The following is a 16,287-nucleotide window of genomic DNA, read 5'->3' as shown; positions in this document are numbered from 1 at the left end:
GGCCGCCCACGACTGCGCGATGCAGGAACCCGCTGACGGTCAGCCCACGGGCACCAGCTCCCACTGCTGGTTGGCCCCACCGTTCGCGGGCCATTCGATCACCTTGGCGCCGTCGGCGGTGGACTGGCCGTTGACGTCGGCGAGCATGCCCGTGGCGCGGTTTTCGACGGTGGCGTAGCCGCCCCCGGACGGCACGACCCGCCACTCCTGCGCGACGTCACCGGCGGAGGCGGCGCGGATGTCCAGCTGGGTGCCCTCGTTCGGATCGGCCTGCGGGACCTCCAGCGCCTTGCCGCTCTGCACGCCGACGAGGCGGTAGTAGCCGTCGCCGGTGGGCTGCACCGTCCACTGCTGGTTGGCGCCGCCGTTGTCGCTCCACTGGTCGACGGCCGAGCCGTCGGCGGCCAGCTGGTTCGCCACGTCGAGCACCTTGCCGCTGTTGCGGTTGACCAGCCTGTACGTGCCCGCGTAGCTCTGCTCGGGGCCCGGAGTGATGCTCAGGTTGTCGAACTGCGCCTGCACATACCCCGAGGTGCCGATGCCGACCTGTCCGGAGGCGTACGAACCGTCAGTGACGCTGCCCACCTGCGTGCCGTCGACGGACGCGGTGATCGCGGTGGAGTCGAAGGTGAGTGACAGCCGGTGCCAGCCGTCTCCCGCCGCCGCGGGGAGCGTCCCGGAGGCCAGCGTGGTGACGGTGTGCGAGGTGGTGTTGCGCTGGATCGCCCACGACCCGTCGTGCGAGAGCGTCAGGTAGTAGGCGTCGATGCCGGCGGGAGAGAAGCCCTGCTGGGTGCCGACCCTGCCGAGCAGCTGCACCGCGCCGTCCTGGGTGAGCCGGGTGTCGACGGAAACCGTGTAGTTGGCCCACCCCAGATCGCCCAGGGTCGCGTACGGATCGGAGGTGTTGTCCCAGGTGACGGGTGAGGACGGTGCCATCTGCTGGATGCAGGTGCCGGGCCGGCCGCCGCCGCAGCGCACTGCCTCGAACGAGCCCTGCTGGTCGGCGAGGAGAGGCGCCTCGCCGCCGATCGGCACACTGTCGAAGCTGTCGGCGTAGGGAAGTTTCAGCACACCGCGCGCCGGTGGCTTCGCGGTTCCCGCGCCGCCGCCGCGCACGGTGGTCACGGTGTAGACGCGGCCGGGCTGCACCGTCAGGGAGTACGTGCCTCCGCTTGCCGTCAGATCGGGCTGCCGCACCATGTAGTCGCTCTGGTCGTTGGATGCGAAATCGCTGGACCAGACGTGCAGAGCGCCGCCCGGCAGCCCGCCGGTGACCTTGAAGGTGACGGTCTGCGGTGCGGTGGCGTCCAGCGTCTCCAGCACGGTGCTCCAGGCCGTCGAATGCGGCGCCTGATAGCTGACGTAGCTGCCGTTGGTGCGATCCCCGCCGAGATAACCGCTCGCCGTGTCGATGTAGCTCCACCCGGGGTCGGTGAACTGGGTCGTCTGCGCTGCCGCCCACAGGCTCTTGCCCACGCTGTAGGTGCCGGACCAGGGCTGGGTGGCGGTCATCAGGCCCATGGTGTTGTACGGAAGGTTGGGGTAGATCGCGGCGATCAGGGGCCAGTTGATGTAGGCGGACATCTTCGCGTCGAGGTAGCCGCGGTTGATCGCCCGGGCCATGGGCGCGCCGCCGGTGTCGTAGTCCTCCGAGCCGTTCTCGCTCGCCCACAGTTGCTTGCCGGTGGCGAGTGCGTCGGAGGTGGTGGAGCAACTCGTCATCGCCGACATGTAGCTGCACGGGTAGTGCGTGCCGATGATGTCGACGGAGTTGTCGAACGCGGGGTCGCTGCGCATGGCGGTGGCCACGTCCCAGCCGGAGTCGGCGCCGACCACCTGGGTGTGGTGGTACCCGTCGGCGGCGAGGGTGGCGTGCAGGTTCTCGTACCAGGATTTGTTGTAGCCGCGTTCGTTCCAGCCGCCGAGGTAGTCGATGGTCAGGCCGTGGCTGCGGGCGCAACCGAGCCAGCCCATCAGGTAGTTGACGGCGTCACTGGTGAAGAAGTTGTCCCCGGTGCCGTCGGAGACCCAGCCGGGTGCGCCCCAGGCGAGCCCGTACAGCTTGATGTGCGGGTTGCGGGCCTTGGCCTGCCCCATCAGCCACCACTCGTAGCCGGTGTTGCAGTCGACCGTCCCCTTGGCGTGCTGGTAGCTGGACTCGGCGCCGTCCGTGGAGTTGGTGTCGCCGCCGATCTCCACCTTGAGGATCTGCAGCGACGCCCCGTACCCGGGCTTGAAGAGATAGTCCAGGATCTGGCTGCGTTCCGGCTCGGGGTAGTCGATCAGCAGCCGGGAGTTGCCCCCGCCGCCGCTGATGGCACCGATCCCGTCGAAGGTGCGGCCGGTGCCCTTGCCGTCCACGGTGATCGCGGTGGTGGCGGGGGCCGCGTGGGCGGGGGCGGCCTGCTGGGTCCAAAACAGGCCCAGGAGGAGCGCGAGTACGGCCGCGAGCGCGGCCGGGGGTCTGCTACTGCGAAGCGTGGTGTCCCGCATCGGGAGCCAACCTTCCCTGAGCGTAAGCGTTTTGGACTGTTTGCACGTGCGCGCTTACCAAACTCAAACAACCAGAAAATGACAGTATGCAGGCGGTGACGGGGCGTCAATAGCGGGGGACGAGGTCGCCCGGACCGACGAGATTCTTGAAGCCGTCCTTCAGGTCGCTTCAGCGTGGCTTCAGCTTCCCGGCGGCACGATGATCCCGATGAGCTGGTGAGGAGGGATCGAGGATCATGAACGGACTCCAGTGCGTTGGGATCATCGGTACCGGTTCCTGCCTGCCCGGCGTCGTGCCCGCCGCCATCCCGCGGCAGCGCGGCGGCGTGGACCGCAGCTCCGCACAGGGGCTCGCAGCGGCCGCGGCGAGGCGGGCTCTCGACTCCGCCGGAGTGGCCCCGGAGCAACTGAGCCATGTGGTGGTCGCGGGCTGCGCCCACGGGCGTCCGCAACACGGTGTCGCGGCACTCGTACGGCGTCTGACCGGCGCCGACCGTGCCGCCGCCTTCGATGCCGACGCGGAGTACGGCGGCTTCGTCCGCGCCCTCACCATGGCCGAGGGCCTGCTGCGAGGAGAGGCTGCGGGAGCATGCGCGCTGGTCGTCGGCGTGGGTGCGGGTGCGGGAGCGGTGGTGCTCGGCCCTGTCCCGCGGGGCCGGGGGACGATCTCGACCAGCCTGCTGACCGGCGGCGGCATCGGCGCCGCGGTGAACGACGTGCTGAGCCGCGCGGGGGTGACGGCGGGGGCGGTGCGGCATCTGCTTGCCGAGGCGGGAGCGGGCCAGGAGGGAGCGGACGCAGGCGGCGAGGGCGCGGCGTACGTGCCGGTGGCCTTGGACCGTGTCAGCCGCCGCGGACTGCTCGGCGAGGGTGACGTCGTGCTGCTCTGCGGCACGGGCAGTGGCGGAACGGTGGGATGCAGCCTCCTCAGGTGGGCCGGGACGGGCACGGATCAGCCCTGGGCATCCACCCATGCCTGTTCGTTCTGAGAGGCCGACTGTTCGCCTTGACGAACACGCGGGCCGCCGTCCAATGTAGAAAACATGCGTTCGCTCTTCCGAACAGCCGGCCACCGTCTGCTGCGCGATGTTGCCCTGGTCTGTCTCGCCGACGGGGTGGTCGGGGTCTCCTTCGGCGCCCTCGCGGTCGCCGGCGGGCTGCCGGTGTGGCTGCCCGTGGTGATGTCCCTCGTCGTCTTCGCCGGCGCCTCCCAGTTCAGTGCGGTCGGCGTCGCGCTCGCGGGTGGCGGTCCCATCGCCGCCGTCGCGACCCCGCTGCTGCTCAACACGCGGACCGTGCCGTTCAGCCTCGCCGTCGCCGACGTACTGGGCAAGCGCCCGCTGACCCGGCTGTGCGGCGCCCACCTGGTCACCGACGAGACCGCTGCCTTCGCGCTCGCCCAGCCGGACCCGGCCCGCCGCAGGGCGGCCTTCTGGACCTGCGGGCTGAGCCTGTACGCCACGTGGAACGTCTGTGTCGCGGCCGGGGCCCTCGCCGGGAAGGCGCTGGGGGACACCGGCGCGTTCGGCCTCGACGCGGCCTACCCGGCAGTGCTCCTCGCCCTGGTCGTGCCGACGTTGCGGGATGCCGGGACCCGGCGCGCCGCATTGGCCGGCGCCGCCGTCGCCCTCGCCGCCACACCGGTCCTGCCTCCCGGGCTGCCCGTCCTGCTCGCCCTCACCGGACTTCTCGCCACAGGGAGGCGGTCATGACCGTCGCAGCGCTGCTGGCCCTCGCGCTCGGCACCTATGCGTTCCGCCTCACCGGACCGCTCCTCCACGGCCGCGTCGAGCTGTCCGCACGTATCCAGCAGTTGCTCTCCACGGGTGCCGCCGTGCTGCTCGTCGCCCTCGCCGCCACCTCGGCGCTCACCGGGGCCCATGGTTTTGCGGGCTGGGCGAGGCCGCTGGGTGTGCTGGCCGGTGGGGTGCTCGCCTGGCGCCGGGCGCCGTTCGTGATCGTGGTGCTCGTGGCCGCCGGTGTCACGGCGCTGCTCCGAGCCGCGAGTCTGCGATGAACGCTAGTCGTCGGCGTGGTGTGCGATGTCGGCGGCGTCCGCCAAGTGGTCGGCATCGTCGGCATCGTCGGGGAGACCGTCGCTGAAGCAGTGGGGCCATGCCGACGGCCCCTGGTGGGCGAGTACGCGCTTGGCGATGCGGATCTGCTCGCGGCGGGTGGCGAGATCCGCGCGCGGGGCATAGTCCTTACCGCCGTATTCCTTCCAGGTGGACCGCTTGAACTGCAGTCCGCCCTGGTAACCGTTGCCGGTGTGGGCGTGCCAGTGCCCGGAGGACTCGCAGTCCGCCACGGCGTCCCAGTCGACGACGTCCACTGTGTCCGCATGGGCGACGGCAGGCGACGCCAGGGAAAGGAGCCAGAGCCCTGCGGTGGCTCCGGCTCTCGCGCAGAGCGCTATCCGGAACATGTCGGTCTCCTGGTGGCCGGGCACGGACCGGATCCGGCGCCGTGTCCGGCCGGGTGCGTCGGCGAACAGTCGCGTCGTCGAGCACACCGCGGGCCCGTACCTGCCGCACCTCGGCCCTCGGCCGTCTCCCGTAATCGCACTCCCCCGCGCCGGCCCCGCCTTCCGGCACATCCGCGCAGCTCAGTTCGGCTGCCGCCGCCCCGCCGCGGGTGCACACCCGATGCGCCCGAACCGGTGACGTCGGCGCGCCGGCGATCACGGTTGCCTGGGGAAGGCCGACGAGTTCACCGGCCACAGCGGCGGGTGGCCGGCAGTCGACAGCCGGCGCGCGACGACGGTGCCGATCTACCTTGCCGCCCGCGTCCGGTGGTACCTGCGCAGTACGCGACCGGACGCGGTCGGCGCCATGCCGCCGAAGTCCGCGCAGCCGCTGCACGAACTCCAGTCGCCGACGGGAACATCGCCATGACGGTGCCGGACGCGATCGCGCCGCGCGATCGCGCTGAGGATGTGCCCGCGCGCCGCTGACGGGCGTGCCATGACAGGCAACGGCGCGCGGGCACGCTTCTTTATGCAGGATTCAACGACTGTGCGCCCCGGCGGACACCCGGCGCAGAAACGGTCACCCGAAGAGGCGATGCGGGGGAACGGCGGTCCGAAACCGGTCGTCAGGGCGGCATACCGGTTTCGACGGAGCCTCAGCCGGGCAATTGGGGGGAGTCTGCGAAGAATCTTGTCCGGTGCGGCGCTCGGCCCCACAACGGAACGGACGGCGTGCATACTGCTTCGACGAGTCGTTCGAGGCCGGGCATGCCGGGCACGACGGGCACTACGTCAGGGGGGTTGATCGCCTGATGGGCATCTGGGGCCAGGACTGGTCGAGCTATCAGAGCTCGGCGCCTGACACTGCGGGGCTGTCCTTTGCCTTTGTGAAGATCACCGAAGGCGAGTCGTACGTCAACCCCGAGTGGGTGGCGCAGCGCAACCATGCGAAGGCCAACGGCCTGGTCTGGGGCGGCTATCACTATCCGCACATGGCCAACGGCGTGGAGACCGAGGCCAATTACTTCCTCGACCAGGTCGCCTGGAAGCCGGGTGACATCGTTGTACTCGACTGGGAGGGCTACGACTCGGCCAACCAGAACGTGCCGAAGTCGAAGCAGCGCGCCTACAAGGACAGCTGGCTGCGCTATGTGAAGTCCAAGCTCCCGCACAACCCGGTCGGCCTGTACTGCAACACCGACTACTGGCTCAACGTCGACACCTCCTCGTACTACCAGGACTTCCTCTGGATCGCGACCGCGGGTCGTGCCGCTGGCGATCCCGGCATCAAGGCGCCGTGGCTGTTCCACCAGTATTCGAGCAGCCCGGTCGACAAGGACTACTGCCACCTGTCCAGTACGGCGGCGCTACGCTCGTGGACGCTGTCGTTCCAACCCACCCCACCGGAGGACGACTTGCCTACCCCCCTTGACGTCTGGGCCTACAAGCACGACGGCGTCGGCGAGGACGCGTGGGCCCAGCTCAACGACATCCACAAGGCCGTCGTATCCGCGAGCATCCCGAGCCTCGTCGACGGCGCCGAGCGCACCTTGGGTCAGCACACCAGCGCCACCAACAAGGCTGCGTTCGACGCCCGTTCGGAGATCGCCGCACTCAAGGCTGAGCTGGACGAGATCAAGTCGACGCTTGCGGCCATCGCACAGAAGGTCGGCGCCTGACGCCGGAGCGCTCCCGGGCGGAGCCAGGGACCGGAGCCAGGGCCTAATGGGGCAGCAGCTGCCCCATGGCGCCGGTCGCTGTGCTCAGCACATCGACGCGCCCCGCCGAGGAGTACAGATTCTGGCCCGAGTTCACCGGGCTCTGCCCGAACGCCTCCGTGAAGGCGTGCTCCCCGGACGGCGTGAGCCTCATCAGGCCGCTGCCGTAGTCGACCGACGGGGCGTCCGCGACGTCCCGCGGCTCCGTCTGGTAGCTGAGGAAGGGGATGGTCGTCGTGGGACCGCCGTTGACCGAGGCGTCGGCGGTCACATAGCGGCCGGCGAAGTGGTTGTAGAGGTGGCTGAACTCCACTCGGCGGGGGCCTCGTTGGAAGACGACTCCGCCGCCGAGCTCTGCGCCGTTGAACGACAGCGAGCTCACGGTGACCGGGAACTTCACGCAGTTCGGCTTCGCACGTTCGAGTGTCGCCTCTCCCGTCGCATGCATGGTGATCCCGGAGTCGCTCATGTGCTCGACCGCATCGGGGGTGAGGCAGAAGTCGGTCGAGCCGTTGACCGGGACGACGGGCGGACCCGCGGCCTCGGCCTGGGTCGTGGTGGACAGGGACGCCGCGAGGGCGGTGATCGTTACGGCAGCCAAGCGTCGCACGGAGTCGTCCTTCCCAGGTCAGCGGGTCCTTCCCGCTGTCGCTGACGCAAACGACGGGCGGCCGCGGCGGTCGCGGGCGACGCACGGAGATCACACAGACGGGTCGGCGGTCACGCAGATGATCAGATGGACGGCGCGACCCGCGCCCCCGGCTTGCGACGGGTCACCAGCCTCCAGGCCAGGGGCACCGGTGCAACAACTCGGCCCACTCCCGGTCGTCCTCGCCCGGAACGCTGCGTCCGGACCGCTCCCAGCGCTCTGCAAGGGCTTCGAAGATCGGCGCGTCGTGCGGCGTCCGCCACTGCGGGGTGTAGGGCTGTTGAAGTGATTCGGCACGTTCGGTGAACGGCCCCGATTGCGTCGTCATCGTCGTCACAGCCCTCCCAACGGAGCGATGGTCCACCGGTCACTCTCCTGCGCCGCGATCACCCGCAGGGGACGGCCTGTTCGACGCATGGCACCCCGCGCCGGGCCTCGCTGTGAGGTCTGTGTCATCCCTGCATCGTAGTCATACATTCGTACATGACGCGTCGTCAGTGCCCCGGCGCACCCCCGCACCGGAGATCATCTCCGGCGGCCGCGGGCACCCGCACGGATGCCCCACAGGTCCTACGCGCACCCTGCGCGCACCTGCGCGCCTCCCGCACGGGGAGCCTCTCCGGCCAGGGCCCCGATCATCCCCGTGACGTGGCGCCTCCGATCGGGCATACTCCAACCGCCACAGGCGCTGATCAGCCCGTACCGCGATCCGGCGGGAGATCATCGACCGTGGGGAGACCATGCGGTGAAGGCGCGACCACCCCTCGCGACCGCCGCCGAACCGCCCGACAGGGAGGAGCGCCGCCATGCTGCACGACGGCCCGCAGGACCGTACGTCCGTCGAACGAGAGCTGCCCACCGAGGAGGCCCGCGAGCTGCTCGGCCTCACCCGCGACATCGCCGCGCGGGAAATCCGGCCCAGGGCCGCCGAGGAGGAGGACGCGGGACGCTTCCCGCGCGACGTCTTCGCCGTTCTCGGTGCGGCGGGGCTGCTCAGCCTCCCCTACCCGCAGGAGTACGGGGGCGGGGAGCAGCCGTACGAGGTGTACCTGCAGGTCCTGGAGGAGCTCGCGGCGGCCCGGCTCACCGTCGGCCTCGGCGTGAGCGTCCACACCCTCGCCTGCCACGCGCTCGCCGAGTTCGGCACCAAGCAGCAGCGCGCCGAACACCTCCCGGCGATGCTCGGCGGCACTCTGCTCGGCGCGTACTGCCTGTCGGAGCCCGGATCCGGCTCCGACGCCGCGTCCCTGCGCACCAAGGCGATACGGGACGGCGACGGCTGGCGCCTCGACGGCACCAAGGCGTGGATCACCCACGCGGGCGTCGCCGACTTCTACACCGTGCTCGCCCGCACCGGCGCCGAGGGCCCGCGCGGCATCACCGCGTTCCTCGTACCCGGCGACGCGCCGGGACTGAGCGCCGCCGCACCCGAGCGGAAGATGGGGCTGAAGGGCTCGCCGACCGCCCAGGTGCACCTCGACGGCGTGCACGTCCCCGACTCCCGCCGGATCGGCGAGGAGGGGCAGGGCTTCACCGTGGCGCTCTCCGCCCTCGACTCCGGGCGCCTGGGCATAGCGGCATGCGCGGTCGGTGTCGCTCAGGCCGCCTTGGACGAGGCGATCGCCTTCACCACCTCACGGCAGCAGTTCGGCCGCCCGCTCGCGGACTTCCAGGGGCTGCGCTTCGTCCTCGCCGACATGGCCACTGCGATCGAGGCCGGGCGGGCGCTGTACCTCGCCGCGGCACGGCAGCGCGACGCCGGCCGTCCCTTCGGCAAGCAGGCCGCGATGGCGAAGCTGTACTGCACGGACGCCGCGATGAAGGTGACCACCGACGCGGTCCAGCTCCTCGGCGGCTACGGGTACACAGCGGACTTCCCCGTCGAGCGCTACATGCGCGAGGCGAAGGTGCTGCAGATCGTCGAAGGCACCAACCAGATCCAGCGCATGGTCATCGCCCGCCACCTCGCGGGGCCGGAGAGCCGGGGCTAGAGCCTCCGGCGCTCCGGCGCTCGGGACGCGGCACCCGGGCCCGCAACGGGCGCGAGCCCGGTCCGCCCGCGTGCGAGAACGGCTGAGTACGCCAGTCAAGGCCCTCCGGGAGGGTCAACAGCACGCCCATGTCCCACTCGTCGGCGAGTTCCGTGCCGCCGACCGGTGCCGCCTCGGCGGCCGGGCGGCCGGAGCCGGCGCACACCGTGAGCCCGAACGGGTTCCACGGCGTCGGGCAGAGCGCGTGCTCGGGGATGACGTCCTCGTCGGCGAAGAGCGCTATCGGCCGGGCGCAGTCCGGGCAATGGACGCGGAAGATCTCGTAGACCTCGTCGTCGGACGCCTCCCCGGCGTCCCGCATGTCGTCCGATGCGCCCTCGTCTGCGCCCTCGTCGAACGAGTCGCCGGAAGCGAGGTCCTGGTCGAACGCCGTCTGCGTGCGGTCATTGCGGCCCTGCCGCTTGCATGCGCGCATGCTGGTTCTCTCCCTTGACGGGCACCCTGTGTCGGGACGGCCAGGATCGAGGTTCTGGCCATAGCGAGCATTTCCCGTCACGCCGCACAGGTAATCGCGGGGCCTTCTGCGAGCGGGTGCACAGGGTGTGGCATTCATCACACGAGGGGGCGCACGGGGGCGGGTGCCACCTCGGCGGCCCGAGCGCACGTTGTGGCCCGTGCGCCGTGCCCGCTGTGCCTCAGCCGTCCGCTGGCAGTAGGTTGACCGGTCGTGGAGGAGTTGGACCGGAAGATCGTGGAGCTGCTCGTCGCCGACGGGCGGATGAGCTACACCGACCTGGGCAAGGCCACCGGCCTGTCGACATCGGCGGTGCACCAGCGCGTACGGCGCCTCGAACAGCGCGGCGTGATCCGCGGGTACGCGGCGATCGTCGACCCGGAGGCCGTGGGCCTGTCACTCACCGCGTTCATCTCGGTCAAGCCGTTCGACCCCAGCGCACCCGACGACATCGCCGAGCGACTCGCCGACGTCCCCGAGATCGAGGCGTGCCACAGCGTCGCGGGGGACGAGAACTACATCCTCAAGGTGCGCGTCACGGCCCCGGGCGCCCTGGAGAACCTGCTCGCCCGCATCCGCTCCCTCGCCGGCGTCTCCACGCGCACCACGGTTGTCCTCTCCACGCCGTACGAATCCAGGCCGCCCCACCTGTAACACCTCCTCCCGCGGCCCCGGCGCCACGAACGGCGCCCGCGCAGGCCAGACTGGTGCAATGCCCAACGACGAGCGTGCCCCCGGCAGCGTCCTGCTGCGCGGCGGCACCGTGTACAGCCCCGCCGACCCCTTCGCCACCGCCATGGTCGTCGACGGCTCCACCATCGCCTGGATCGGCTCGGAAGGCGCCGCCGACGGCTTCGCCGACGGGGTGGACGAGGTCGTCGACCTGCACGGCGCGCTGGTGACCCCCGCGTTCACCGACGCCCACGTGCACGCCACCGCCACCGGGCTCGCGCTCACCGGCCTCGACCTCGCCGGCGCCCTCGACCTCGCCGACGCACTCGCCCGCATCACCGCCTACGCCGACGCCCACCCCGGTCACCGGGTGCTGCTCGGCCACGGCTGGGACTCGGCCCGCTGGCCCGGCGGCCGTGCGCCCTCCCGCGCCGAGCTCGACACGGCGTCCGGCGGGCGCCCGCTCTACCTCACGCGCGCGGACATGCACTCCGCAGTCGTCACCACCGCCCTGCTCCGCCTGGTACCCGGCGCGACCCGCATCGAGGAGCTGCCCGGCTACCACCCGGACGCCCCGCTCACCCGCGACGCCCATCACGCCGCCCGCCGCGCCGCCCACGCGGCCCTCACCCCGGAGCAGCGGCGCGAGGCCCAGCGCGCGACGCTGCGCCACGCCGCATCGCTCGGCATCGCATCGCTCCACGAGTGCGCCGGCCCCGACATCAGCGGCGAGGAGGACCTCACCGGGCTGCTGCGCCTCGCCGGGGAGGAGCCCGGCCCGCGGGTCGTCGGCTACTGGGCCGAGGCCGCAACCTCCGCCGCGGACAAGGTGATCGAGCGAGTCCGCGACCTGGGTGCCGTCGGCGCGGCCGGTGACCTGTTCGCCGACGGCTCGCTGGGCTCCCACACCGCCTGCCTCCACCAGCCGTACGCCGACGCCCCGCACACTGGCACCTCCTACCTCACCGAAGCGCAGATCGCCGAGCATGTCGCCGCGTGCACCGAGGCCGGGCTCCAGGCCGGTTTCCACGCCATCGGCGATGCGGCCATCACCGCCGTGATCAACGGCGTCCGCGCCGCCGCCGAGCGGCTCGGCATCGACCGGGTCCGCGCCGCACGTCACCGCGCCGAGCACGCCGAGATGCTCACCCCCGCGACCATCGCGGCCCTCGCCGACCTGGGGATCATCGCCTCGGTCCAGCCCGCCTTCGACGTGGCGTGGGGCGGTGACGACGGGATGTACGCCCAGCGCCTCGGCGTGGAACGCGCCCGCACCCTCAACCCGTACGCGGCCCTGCTGAAGGCGGGGGTACCGCTAGCCCTCGGCTCCGACAGCCCGGTCACCGCGCTCGACCCGTGGGGCACGGTGCGCGCCGCCGCCTTCCACCGCACGCCCGAGCATCGCATCTCCGTGCGCGCCGCGTTCACCGCCCACACCCGCGGCGGCCGGCGCGCCGAGCGCCGTGACGAGGCGGGCGTCCTGGTGCCCGGCGCGCCCGCCGACTATGCCCTGTTCAGCTGCGGCGACCTCGTCGTCCAGATCCCCGACGAGCGCGTCGCCAACTGGTCGACGGACCCGCGCTCCGGCACGCCCGGCCTGCCCGACCTGACGCCCGGCACCGAACTGCCGCGCTGTCTGCGCACGGTGGTCGGCGGGCGCACCGTCTACGAGCGGCCGAACGAGTGACGTAACGAGTCGCCGTACCGCCGAACGATGTGCCCTCGGCCTGTCGAAGCCAGGGCCAAGGGGCCTTACTGACCTGCTGATTTATGCAATCCCCGCAGGTCAGACGGCTGTTGACAGGCTGCGGTCGCAGGCGAGTAGGTTCGGCCGGGTCCACCACCAGATACGTCCGACCCGGGATCCTCCGCGCATTCCGTCGACCGCCGCTGGGCCATGGGGTGACGCGCCGAACGGGGGCGCCACCACTGGGAGCCAGGTCCAGCGCCAGCGGCTCGGAAGCGCGGCCCGCCACGGGCCCCGCCCCGCACGAGGGCAGTGCCAGAGGGGGGAAGGGTGCCGCCCGGGCGGCAGGTGCGACCCGGGTGGGGCCCCGGACGTCCAGTAGACAACGGCTCTCGGTCGACTCGCAGCCAGCGGGTTCCAGGTCGGCCCGAAGGGCGTTCCGGGTCCCCATCCGCAGACGGCCGGTGGGCTGCCACGCAGGCGATCATGGGAAAACCTGGGTAAAGCCTGCCCGTCCCGGCCCCTCCCTCGCTCCCCGTGGTCGGACGCGCCTCGAAATCGTTGTACGGTCACTCCACGACGCCGCAACCGATGCGAGAAGGCAAGCAAGGGGAATGGCCGCGACCGTGCCACCGCGACCCGATACTGCCACCGAGGCAACGCCCGGCGGCGGCTCCGGCGCGCTCGCTCCTTGCCTCGAGCCCGAGCCCAGGCCCGGCCGGCTGCGCCGGCTCGCGCAGGCCGCCCGCAGTGACTGGCGCCGCAGCATGCTCGCCGCTGCCGGCGGCCTGGCGCTGGCCGCCTCCTTCCCGCCGTACGGCCTGTGGCCGCTGTCCGTCGTCGCCGTGGCAGCGCTCGCCCTGCTCACCCGGCACCGCACCGCCCGCCAGGCGGCGTGGACGGGCTTCGCCTTCGCGCTCCCCTTCTTCATCTGGCTGCTGCAGTGGCTGCACGTCGTCGGCTGGGACGCCGTCATCGGCCTCTCCGTGATCGAAGCGGCGTTCTTCGTGCCGCTCGGCGCGGGGCTCGCCGTCACCTCCCGGCTGCCCGGATGGCCGCTGTGGGGGGCGTGCCTGTGGGTGGCCGAGGAGCTGGCCCGGGACCGTGTGCCGTTCGGCGGATTCCCGTGGGGGCGGCTGGCGTTCGCCAACACCGGCTCGCCGTTCACGCCGCTCGCCGCGCTCGGCGGGGCCCCGCTCGTCACGTTCGCCGTCGCCCTCACCGCAGGCCTGCTCGCGGCGGCCATGGTCGGCGCCGTCCGGTTGCGCGGTGCAGCGAGCCCCCGGGGGACGGCAGCCGCCGCCGGATCACTCGTGCTCGCCGCCGCGGCCGTCGCCGCAGGTTCTGCCGTGCCGGTGGCCACCAACGCCGACGGCAGCGTCCAAGTCGCCATCGTGCAGGGCAATGTGGCCAGGCCCGGCATGCACTTCCTCGGCCGCCCGATGGAGATCCTGAACAACCACGTCCAGGCCACTGTCCAGCTCGCCCGGGACGTGAAGGCCGGCCGCGTGCCGAAGCCGGACGTCGTCATATGGCCGGAGAACTCCTCCGACCTCGACCCGTTCAGCTACCCGCAGGCCTATGAGGCGATCTCCCAGGCGGCGCAGGCAATGGGCGTGCCCGTCCTCGTCGGCGCGCTCGTCGACGGGCCGGACGCCGACCATGTGCAGAACGAGGGCATCGTCTGGTCGCCGACGACCGGCCCCGGCGCCGAGTACACCAAGCAGCATCCTGTGCCGTTCGGCGAGTACGTGCCGTTCCGCAAGGAGCTGACCAAGGTCATCAGCCGTCTCAATGAGATCCCGCGCGACTTCTATCCGGGCAAGCACAACGGCCTGCTGCAACTCGGCCCGGCGCGTATCGGCGATGTGATCTGCTTCGAGGTCGCCTACGACGGGATCGTGCGCGACACGGTCAACGCGGGGGCGCGGATGATCGTCGTGCAGACCAACAACGCCACGTACGGGCGAACCGGTCAACCCGAGCAGCAGCTCGCGATGTACCGGCTGCGTGCCGTGGAGCACGGCAGGGCCGTCGTCTCGGCGGCGACCAGCGGGATCAGCGCGGTCGTGGCGCCGGACGGCACGGTCAAGCAGCAGAGCAAGGAGTTCACCCGGGAGGTGCTCAGCGCACGCATTCCGCTGCGTGACGGCACCACCGTCGCCGACCGGCTCGGCGCGGTCCCGGAATGGGCGCTCGCTATGGTGGGCGTCCTGTCCTGGGCCGCGGCGATCGCGCTCGGCCGACGGGGACGTACGGAGGATAAGGGGTAGTAGTGAACGAGCGTCCGCTCGGCTCGGTTCTGGTCATCATCCCGACCTACAACGAAGCCGAGAACATCGAGCCGATCGTCGCCAGGGTGCGGTCCTCCGTGCCCGAGGCACACCTGCTGATCGCTGATGACAACAGCCCGGACGGCACCGGCAAGCTCGCCGACGAGCTCGCGGCCGAGGACGACCACGTCCATGTGCTGCACCGCAAGGGCAAGGAGGGGCTCGGCGCCGCCTATCTTGCGGGCTTCCGCTGGGGCATCGACAACGGCTACGGCGTCCTGGTGGAGATGGACGCCGACGGCTCCCACCAGCCGGAGGAGCTGCCGCGGCTGCTCACCGCGCTGAAGGGTGCCGACCTGGTGCTCGGCTCGCGCTGGGTGCCCGGCGGCCGGGTCGTCAACTGGCCGAAGTCCCGTGAGTTCCTCTCGCGCGGCGGCAGCACCTACTCGCGGCTCATGCTCGGCGTGGGCATCCGCGACGTCACCGGCGGCTACCGTGCCTTCCGCAAGGAGACCCTCGAAGGCCTCGGCATGGACGAGGTCGCCTCGGCCGGCTACTGCTTCCAGGTCGACCTGGCCTGGCGGGCCGCCCAGAAGGGCTTCCACATCGTCGAGGTGCCGATCACCTTCGTCGAGCGCGAGCGCGGCGACTCCAAGATGAGCCGCAACATCGTCGTCGAGGCGCTGTGGCGGGTCACCACCTGGGGCGTGGGCGCTCGCGTCAACCGACTTCGCGGGCGCAGGCACAATTGATGCATGACCTTCGGTTCCCCCTCTCCTGACCCGGGCCGCTCTCGCGCCCGCATCCTCGTGCCGCTCGTGGTGGCCGCGTGGGCGGTGCTGGAGATCTGGCTGCTCACCGTCGTCGCCGGAGCGCTCGGCGGCGGGATGGTGCTGCTGCTCCTGCTCGCCGGCGCGGTGTGCGGCGCCGCCGCGGTGAAGCGGGCCGGGCTGCGCGCTTGGCAGAGCCTGACCGCCTCGGTGCAGGCCGGCGGCGAAGGCGGCCGGGGGAGCGGGGCCACCGGCGCCGGGCTCGGGATGCTCGGCGGGCTGCTGCTCATCGTGCCCGGGTTCGTCTCGGACGCGGCCGGCCTGTTGTGTCTCTTCCCGCCCACCCGCAGACTGCTCACCGGGGTGGCGGGGAAGGTGCTGGCGCGGCGCCGTCCCCGGCCGGGGTCGCTCGGTGACGCGTTCCAGCAGGTGCGGATCCACCGTCCCGACGGCAAGGTCGTGCAGGGCGAGGTGATCCGGGACGACGAACCCGCGGGGCGGGGCGAGGACGACGCCCGCCAACGGAGTCGGCTGATGCCATGATCGTCCGCCGCTGAACCCGTAGCGCACAGAACCGTAGCGCGCAAGGGAACGCAAAAACCGGGCCGCGGCACACTGCATGTGCCGCGGCCCGGGACTTCTTCCGGGCGCTGCTCCGCCTCAGGCGCTCTTGCGGTTGTCGCGCGGGTGCACCGCGATGTTCATGCCGCCGGAACGCAGCACCGCCAGCCGCTCGGCCAGCACCTCCTCGAGCTCCTCACGGGTGCGGCGCTCCATGAGCATGTCCCAGTGCGTGCGCGCGGGCTTGGTCTTCTTCTCCTCGGGGCCCTCTCCGTCCACCAGGAGCGCCTGGGCACCGCAGGCGCGGCACTCCCACTCCGGAGGGATCTCGGCCTCCATAGAGAACGGCATCTCGAATTGATGTCCGTTCTGACATGCGTACTCCACCGTCTGGCGCGGTGCCAGATCGATGCCGCGGTCGGTCTCGTAGCTGGTGGCCCCGAGTCGCGTGCCGCGGAGAGCTCGCTCACTCATGAATCGTGCCTCCCG

16 protein-coding genes are annotated in these 16,287 nt (G+C 71.5%); 10 read left to right on the top strand and 6 right to left on the bottom strand.

What is annotated here, in order from left to right:
• Positions 1-39 precede the first annotated feature (39 nt).
• On the bottom strand, positions 40-2,496 hold the full coding sequence (locus NGB36_RS05800) for an RICIN domain-containing protein (protein WP_255918964.1): 2,457 nt from the start codon (positions 2,494-2,496) through the stop codon (positions 40-42).
• 236 nt (positions 2,497-2,732) lie between these two features.
• Between NGB36_RS05800 and NGB36_RS05795 the strand changes: the two genes are divergently transcribed.
• The 3 genes from NGB36_RS05795 to NGB36_RS05785 are packed head-to-tail and all read left to right on the top strand — an operon-like array spanning position 2,733 to position 4,513.
• Complete coding sequence (locus NGB36_RS05795; RefSeq protein ID WP_255918963.1) at positions 2,733-3,485, top strand: 3-oxoacyl-[acyl-carrier-protein] synthase III C-terminal domain-containing protein; 753 nt, start codon at positions 2,733-2,735, stop codon at positions 3,483-3,485.
• A 54-nt stretch (positions 3,486-3,539) separates the two neighbouring features.
• Complete coding sequence (locus NGB36_RS05790) at positions 3,540-4,208, top strand: AzlC family ABC transporter permease (protein WP_255918962.1); 669 nt, start codon at positions 3,540-3,542, stop codon at positions 4,206-4,208.
• Entirely contained in the window at positions 4,205-4,513 is a 309-nt protein-coding gene (locus tag NGB36_RS05785; RefSeq protein ID WP_255918961.1) for an AzlD domain-containing protein, read from the top strand. Before NGB36_RS05790 ends, NGB36_RS05785 begins: the two co-directional genes overlap by 4 nt.
• Positions 4,514-4,516: 3 nt before the next feature.
• Here NGB36_RS05785 and NGB36_RS33095 read toward each other — a convergent pair whose 3' ends face one another.
• Positions 4,517-4,921 (bottom strand): transglycosylase family protein, encoded by a 405-nt coding sequence (locus NGB36_RS33095; RefSeq protein ID WP_269469800.1) that lies wholly within the window; start codon positions 4,919-4,921, stop codon positions 4,517-4,519.
• Between the two features lie 854 nt (positions 4,922-5,775).
• Here NGB36_RS33095 and NGB36_RS05775 point away from each other — a divergent pair.
• Positions 5,776-6,642: a glycoside hydrolase family 25 protein gene (locus NGB36_RS05775; protein ID WP_255918960.1), complete on the top strand. Its 867-nt coding sequence runs from the start codon at positions 5,776-5,778 to the stop codon at positions 6,640-6,642.
• 43 nt (positions 6,643-6,685) lie between these two features.
• Here NGB36_RS05775 and NGB36_RS05770 read toward each other — a convergent pair whose 3' ends face one another.
• Positions 6,686-7,291, bottom strand: a complete 606-nt coding sequence (locus NGB36_RS05770) for a hypothetical protein (protein ID WP_255918959.1) — start codon at positions 7,289-7,291, stop codon at positions 6,686-6,688.
• A 163-nt stretch (positions 7,292-7,454) separates the two neighbouring features.
• Positions 7,455-7,658, bottom strand: coding sequence for a hypothetical protein (locus NGB36_RS05765; protein ID WP_255918958.1), 204 nt, complete (start codon positions 7,656-7,658; stop codon positions 7,455-7,457).
• Between the two features lie 478 nt (positions 7,659-8,136).
• Here NGB36_RS05765 and NGB36_RS05760 point away from each other — a divergent pair, with 478 nt between their 5' ends.
• On the top strand, positions 8,137-9,321 hold the full coding sequence (locus NGB36_RS05760) for an acyl-CoA dehydrogenase family protein (protein ID WP_255918957.1): 1,185 nt from the start codon (positions 8,137-8,139) through the stop codon (positions 9,319-9,321).
• On the opposite strand, the gene NGB36_RS05755 is transcribed toward NGB36_RS05760, so the two are convergent.
• Positions 9,281-9,796, bottom strand: a complete 516-nt coding sequence (locus NGB36_RS05755; protein ID WP_372509375.1) for a hypothetical protein — start codon at positions 9,794-9,796, stop codon at positions 9,281-9,283. The two genes, NGB36_RS05760 and NGB36_RS05755, sit on opposite strands and share 41 nt — an antisense overlap.
• Positions 9,797-10,048: 252 nt before the next feature.
• Here NGB36_RS05755 and NGB36_RS05750 point away from each other — a divergent pair, with 252 nt between their 5' ends.
• The 5 genes from NGB36_RS05750 (at position 10,049) to fxsA (ending at position 15,780) form a co-directional block, all read left to right on the top strand.
• Positions 10,049-10,489: an Lrp/AsnC family transcriptional regulator gene (locus NGB36_RS05750; protein ID WP_255918956.1), complete on the top strand. Its 441-nt coding sequence runs from the start codon at positions 10,049-10,051 to the stop codon at positions 10,487-10,489.
• Between the two features lie 58 nt (positions 10,490-10,547).
• Positions 10,548-12,194 carry an amidohydrolase gene (locus NGB36_RS05745; protein WP_255918955.1) on the top strand — a complete coding sequence of 549 codons (1,647 nt, stop codon included), beginning with the start codon at positions 10,548-10,550 and terminating at the stop codon, positions 12,192-12,194.
• A gap of 614 nt (positions 12,195-12,808) precedes the next feature.
• Entirely contained in the window at positions 12,809-14,467 is a 1,659-nt protein-coding gene (lnt, locus tag NGB36_RS05740; protein ID WP_255918954.1) for an apolipoprotein N-acyltransferase, read from the top strand.
• 2 nt (positions 14,468-14,469) lie between these two features.
• Positions 14,470-15,219 carry a polyprenol monophosphomannose synthase gene (locus tag NGB36_RS05735; RefSeq protein WP_255918953.1) on the top strand — a complete coding sequence of 250 codons (750 nt, stop codon included), beginning with the start codon at positions 14,470-14,472 and terminating at the stop codon, positions 15,217-15,219.
• A 3-nt stretch (positions 15,220-15,222) separates the two neighbouring features.
• Complete coding sequence (gene fxsA, locus NGB36_RS05730) at positions 15,223-15,780, top strand: FxsA family membrane protein (RefSeq protein ID WP_255918952.1); 558 nt, start codon at positions 15,223-15,225, stop codon at positions 15,778-15,780.
• Positions 15,781-15,897: 117 nt separating this feature from the next.
• Here fxsA and NGB36_RS05725 read toward each other — a convergent pair whose 3' ends face one another.
• A complete protein-coding gene (locus NGB36_RS05725; protein ID WP_255918951.1) occupies positions 15,898-16,272 on the bottom strand; it encodes an RNA polymerase-binding protein RbpA in 375 nt (124 codons plus the stop codon).
• Positions 16,273-16,287: the final 15 nt, after the last annotated feature.

Source organism: Streptomyces humicola (assembly GCF_024436035.1).
Lineage (GTDB): Bacteria > Actinomycetota > Actinomycetes > Streptomycetales > Streptomycetaceae > Streptantibioticus_B > Streptantibioticus_B humicola.
The sequence above is the reverse complement of the archived record's forward strand: the minus strand, read 5'-3'. Positions and strand labels throughout refer to the sequence as shown.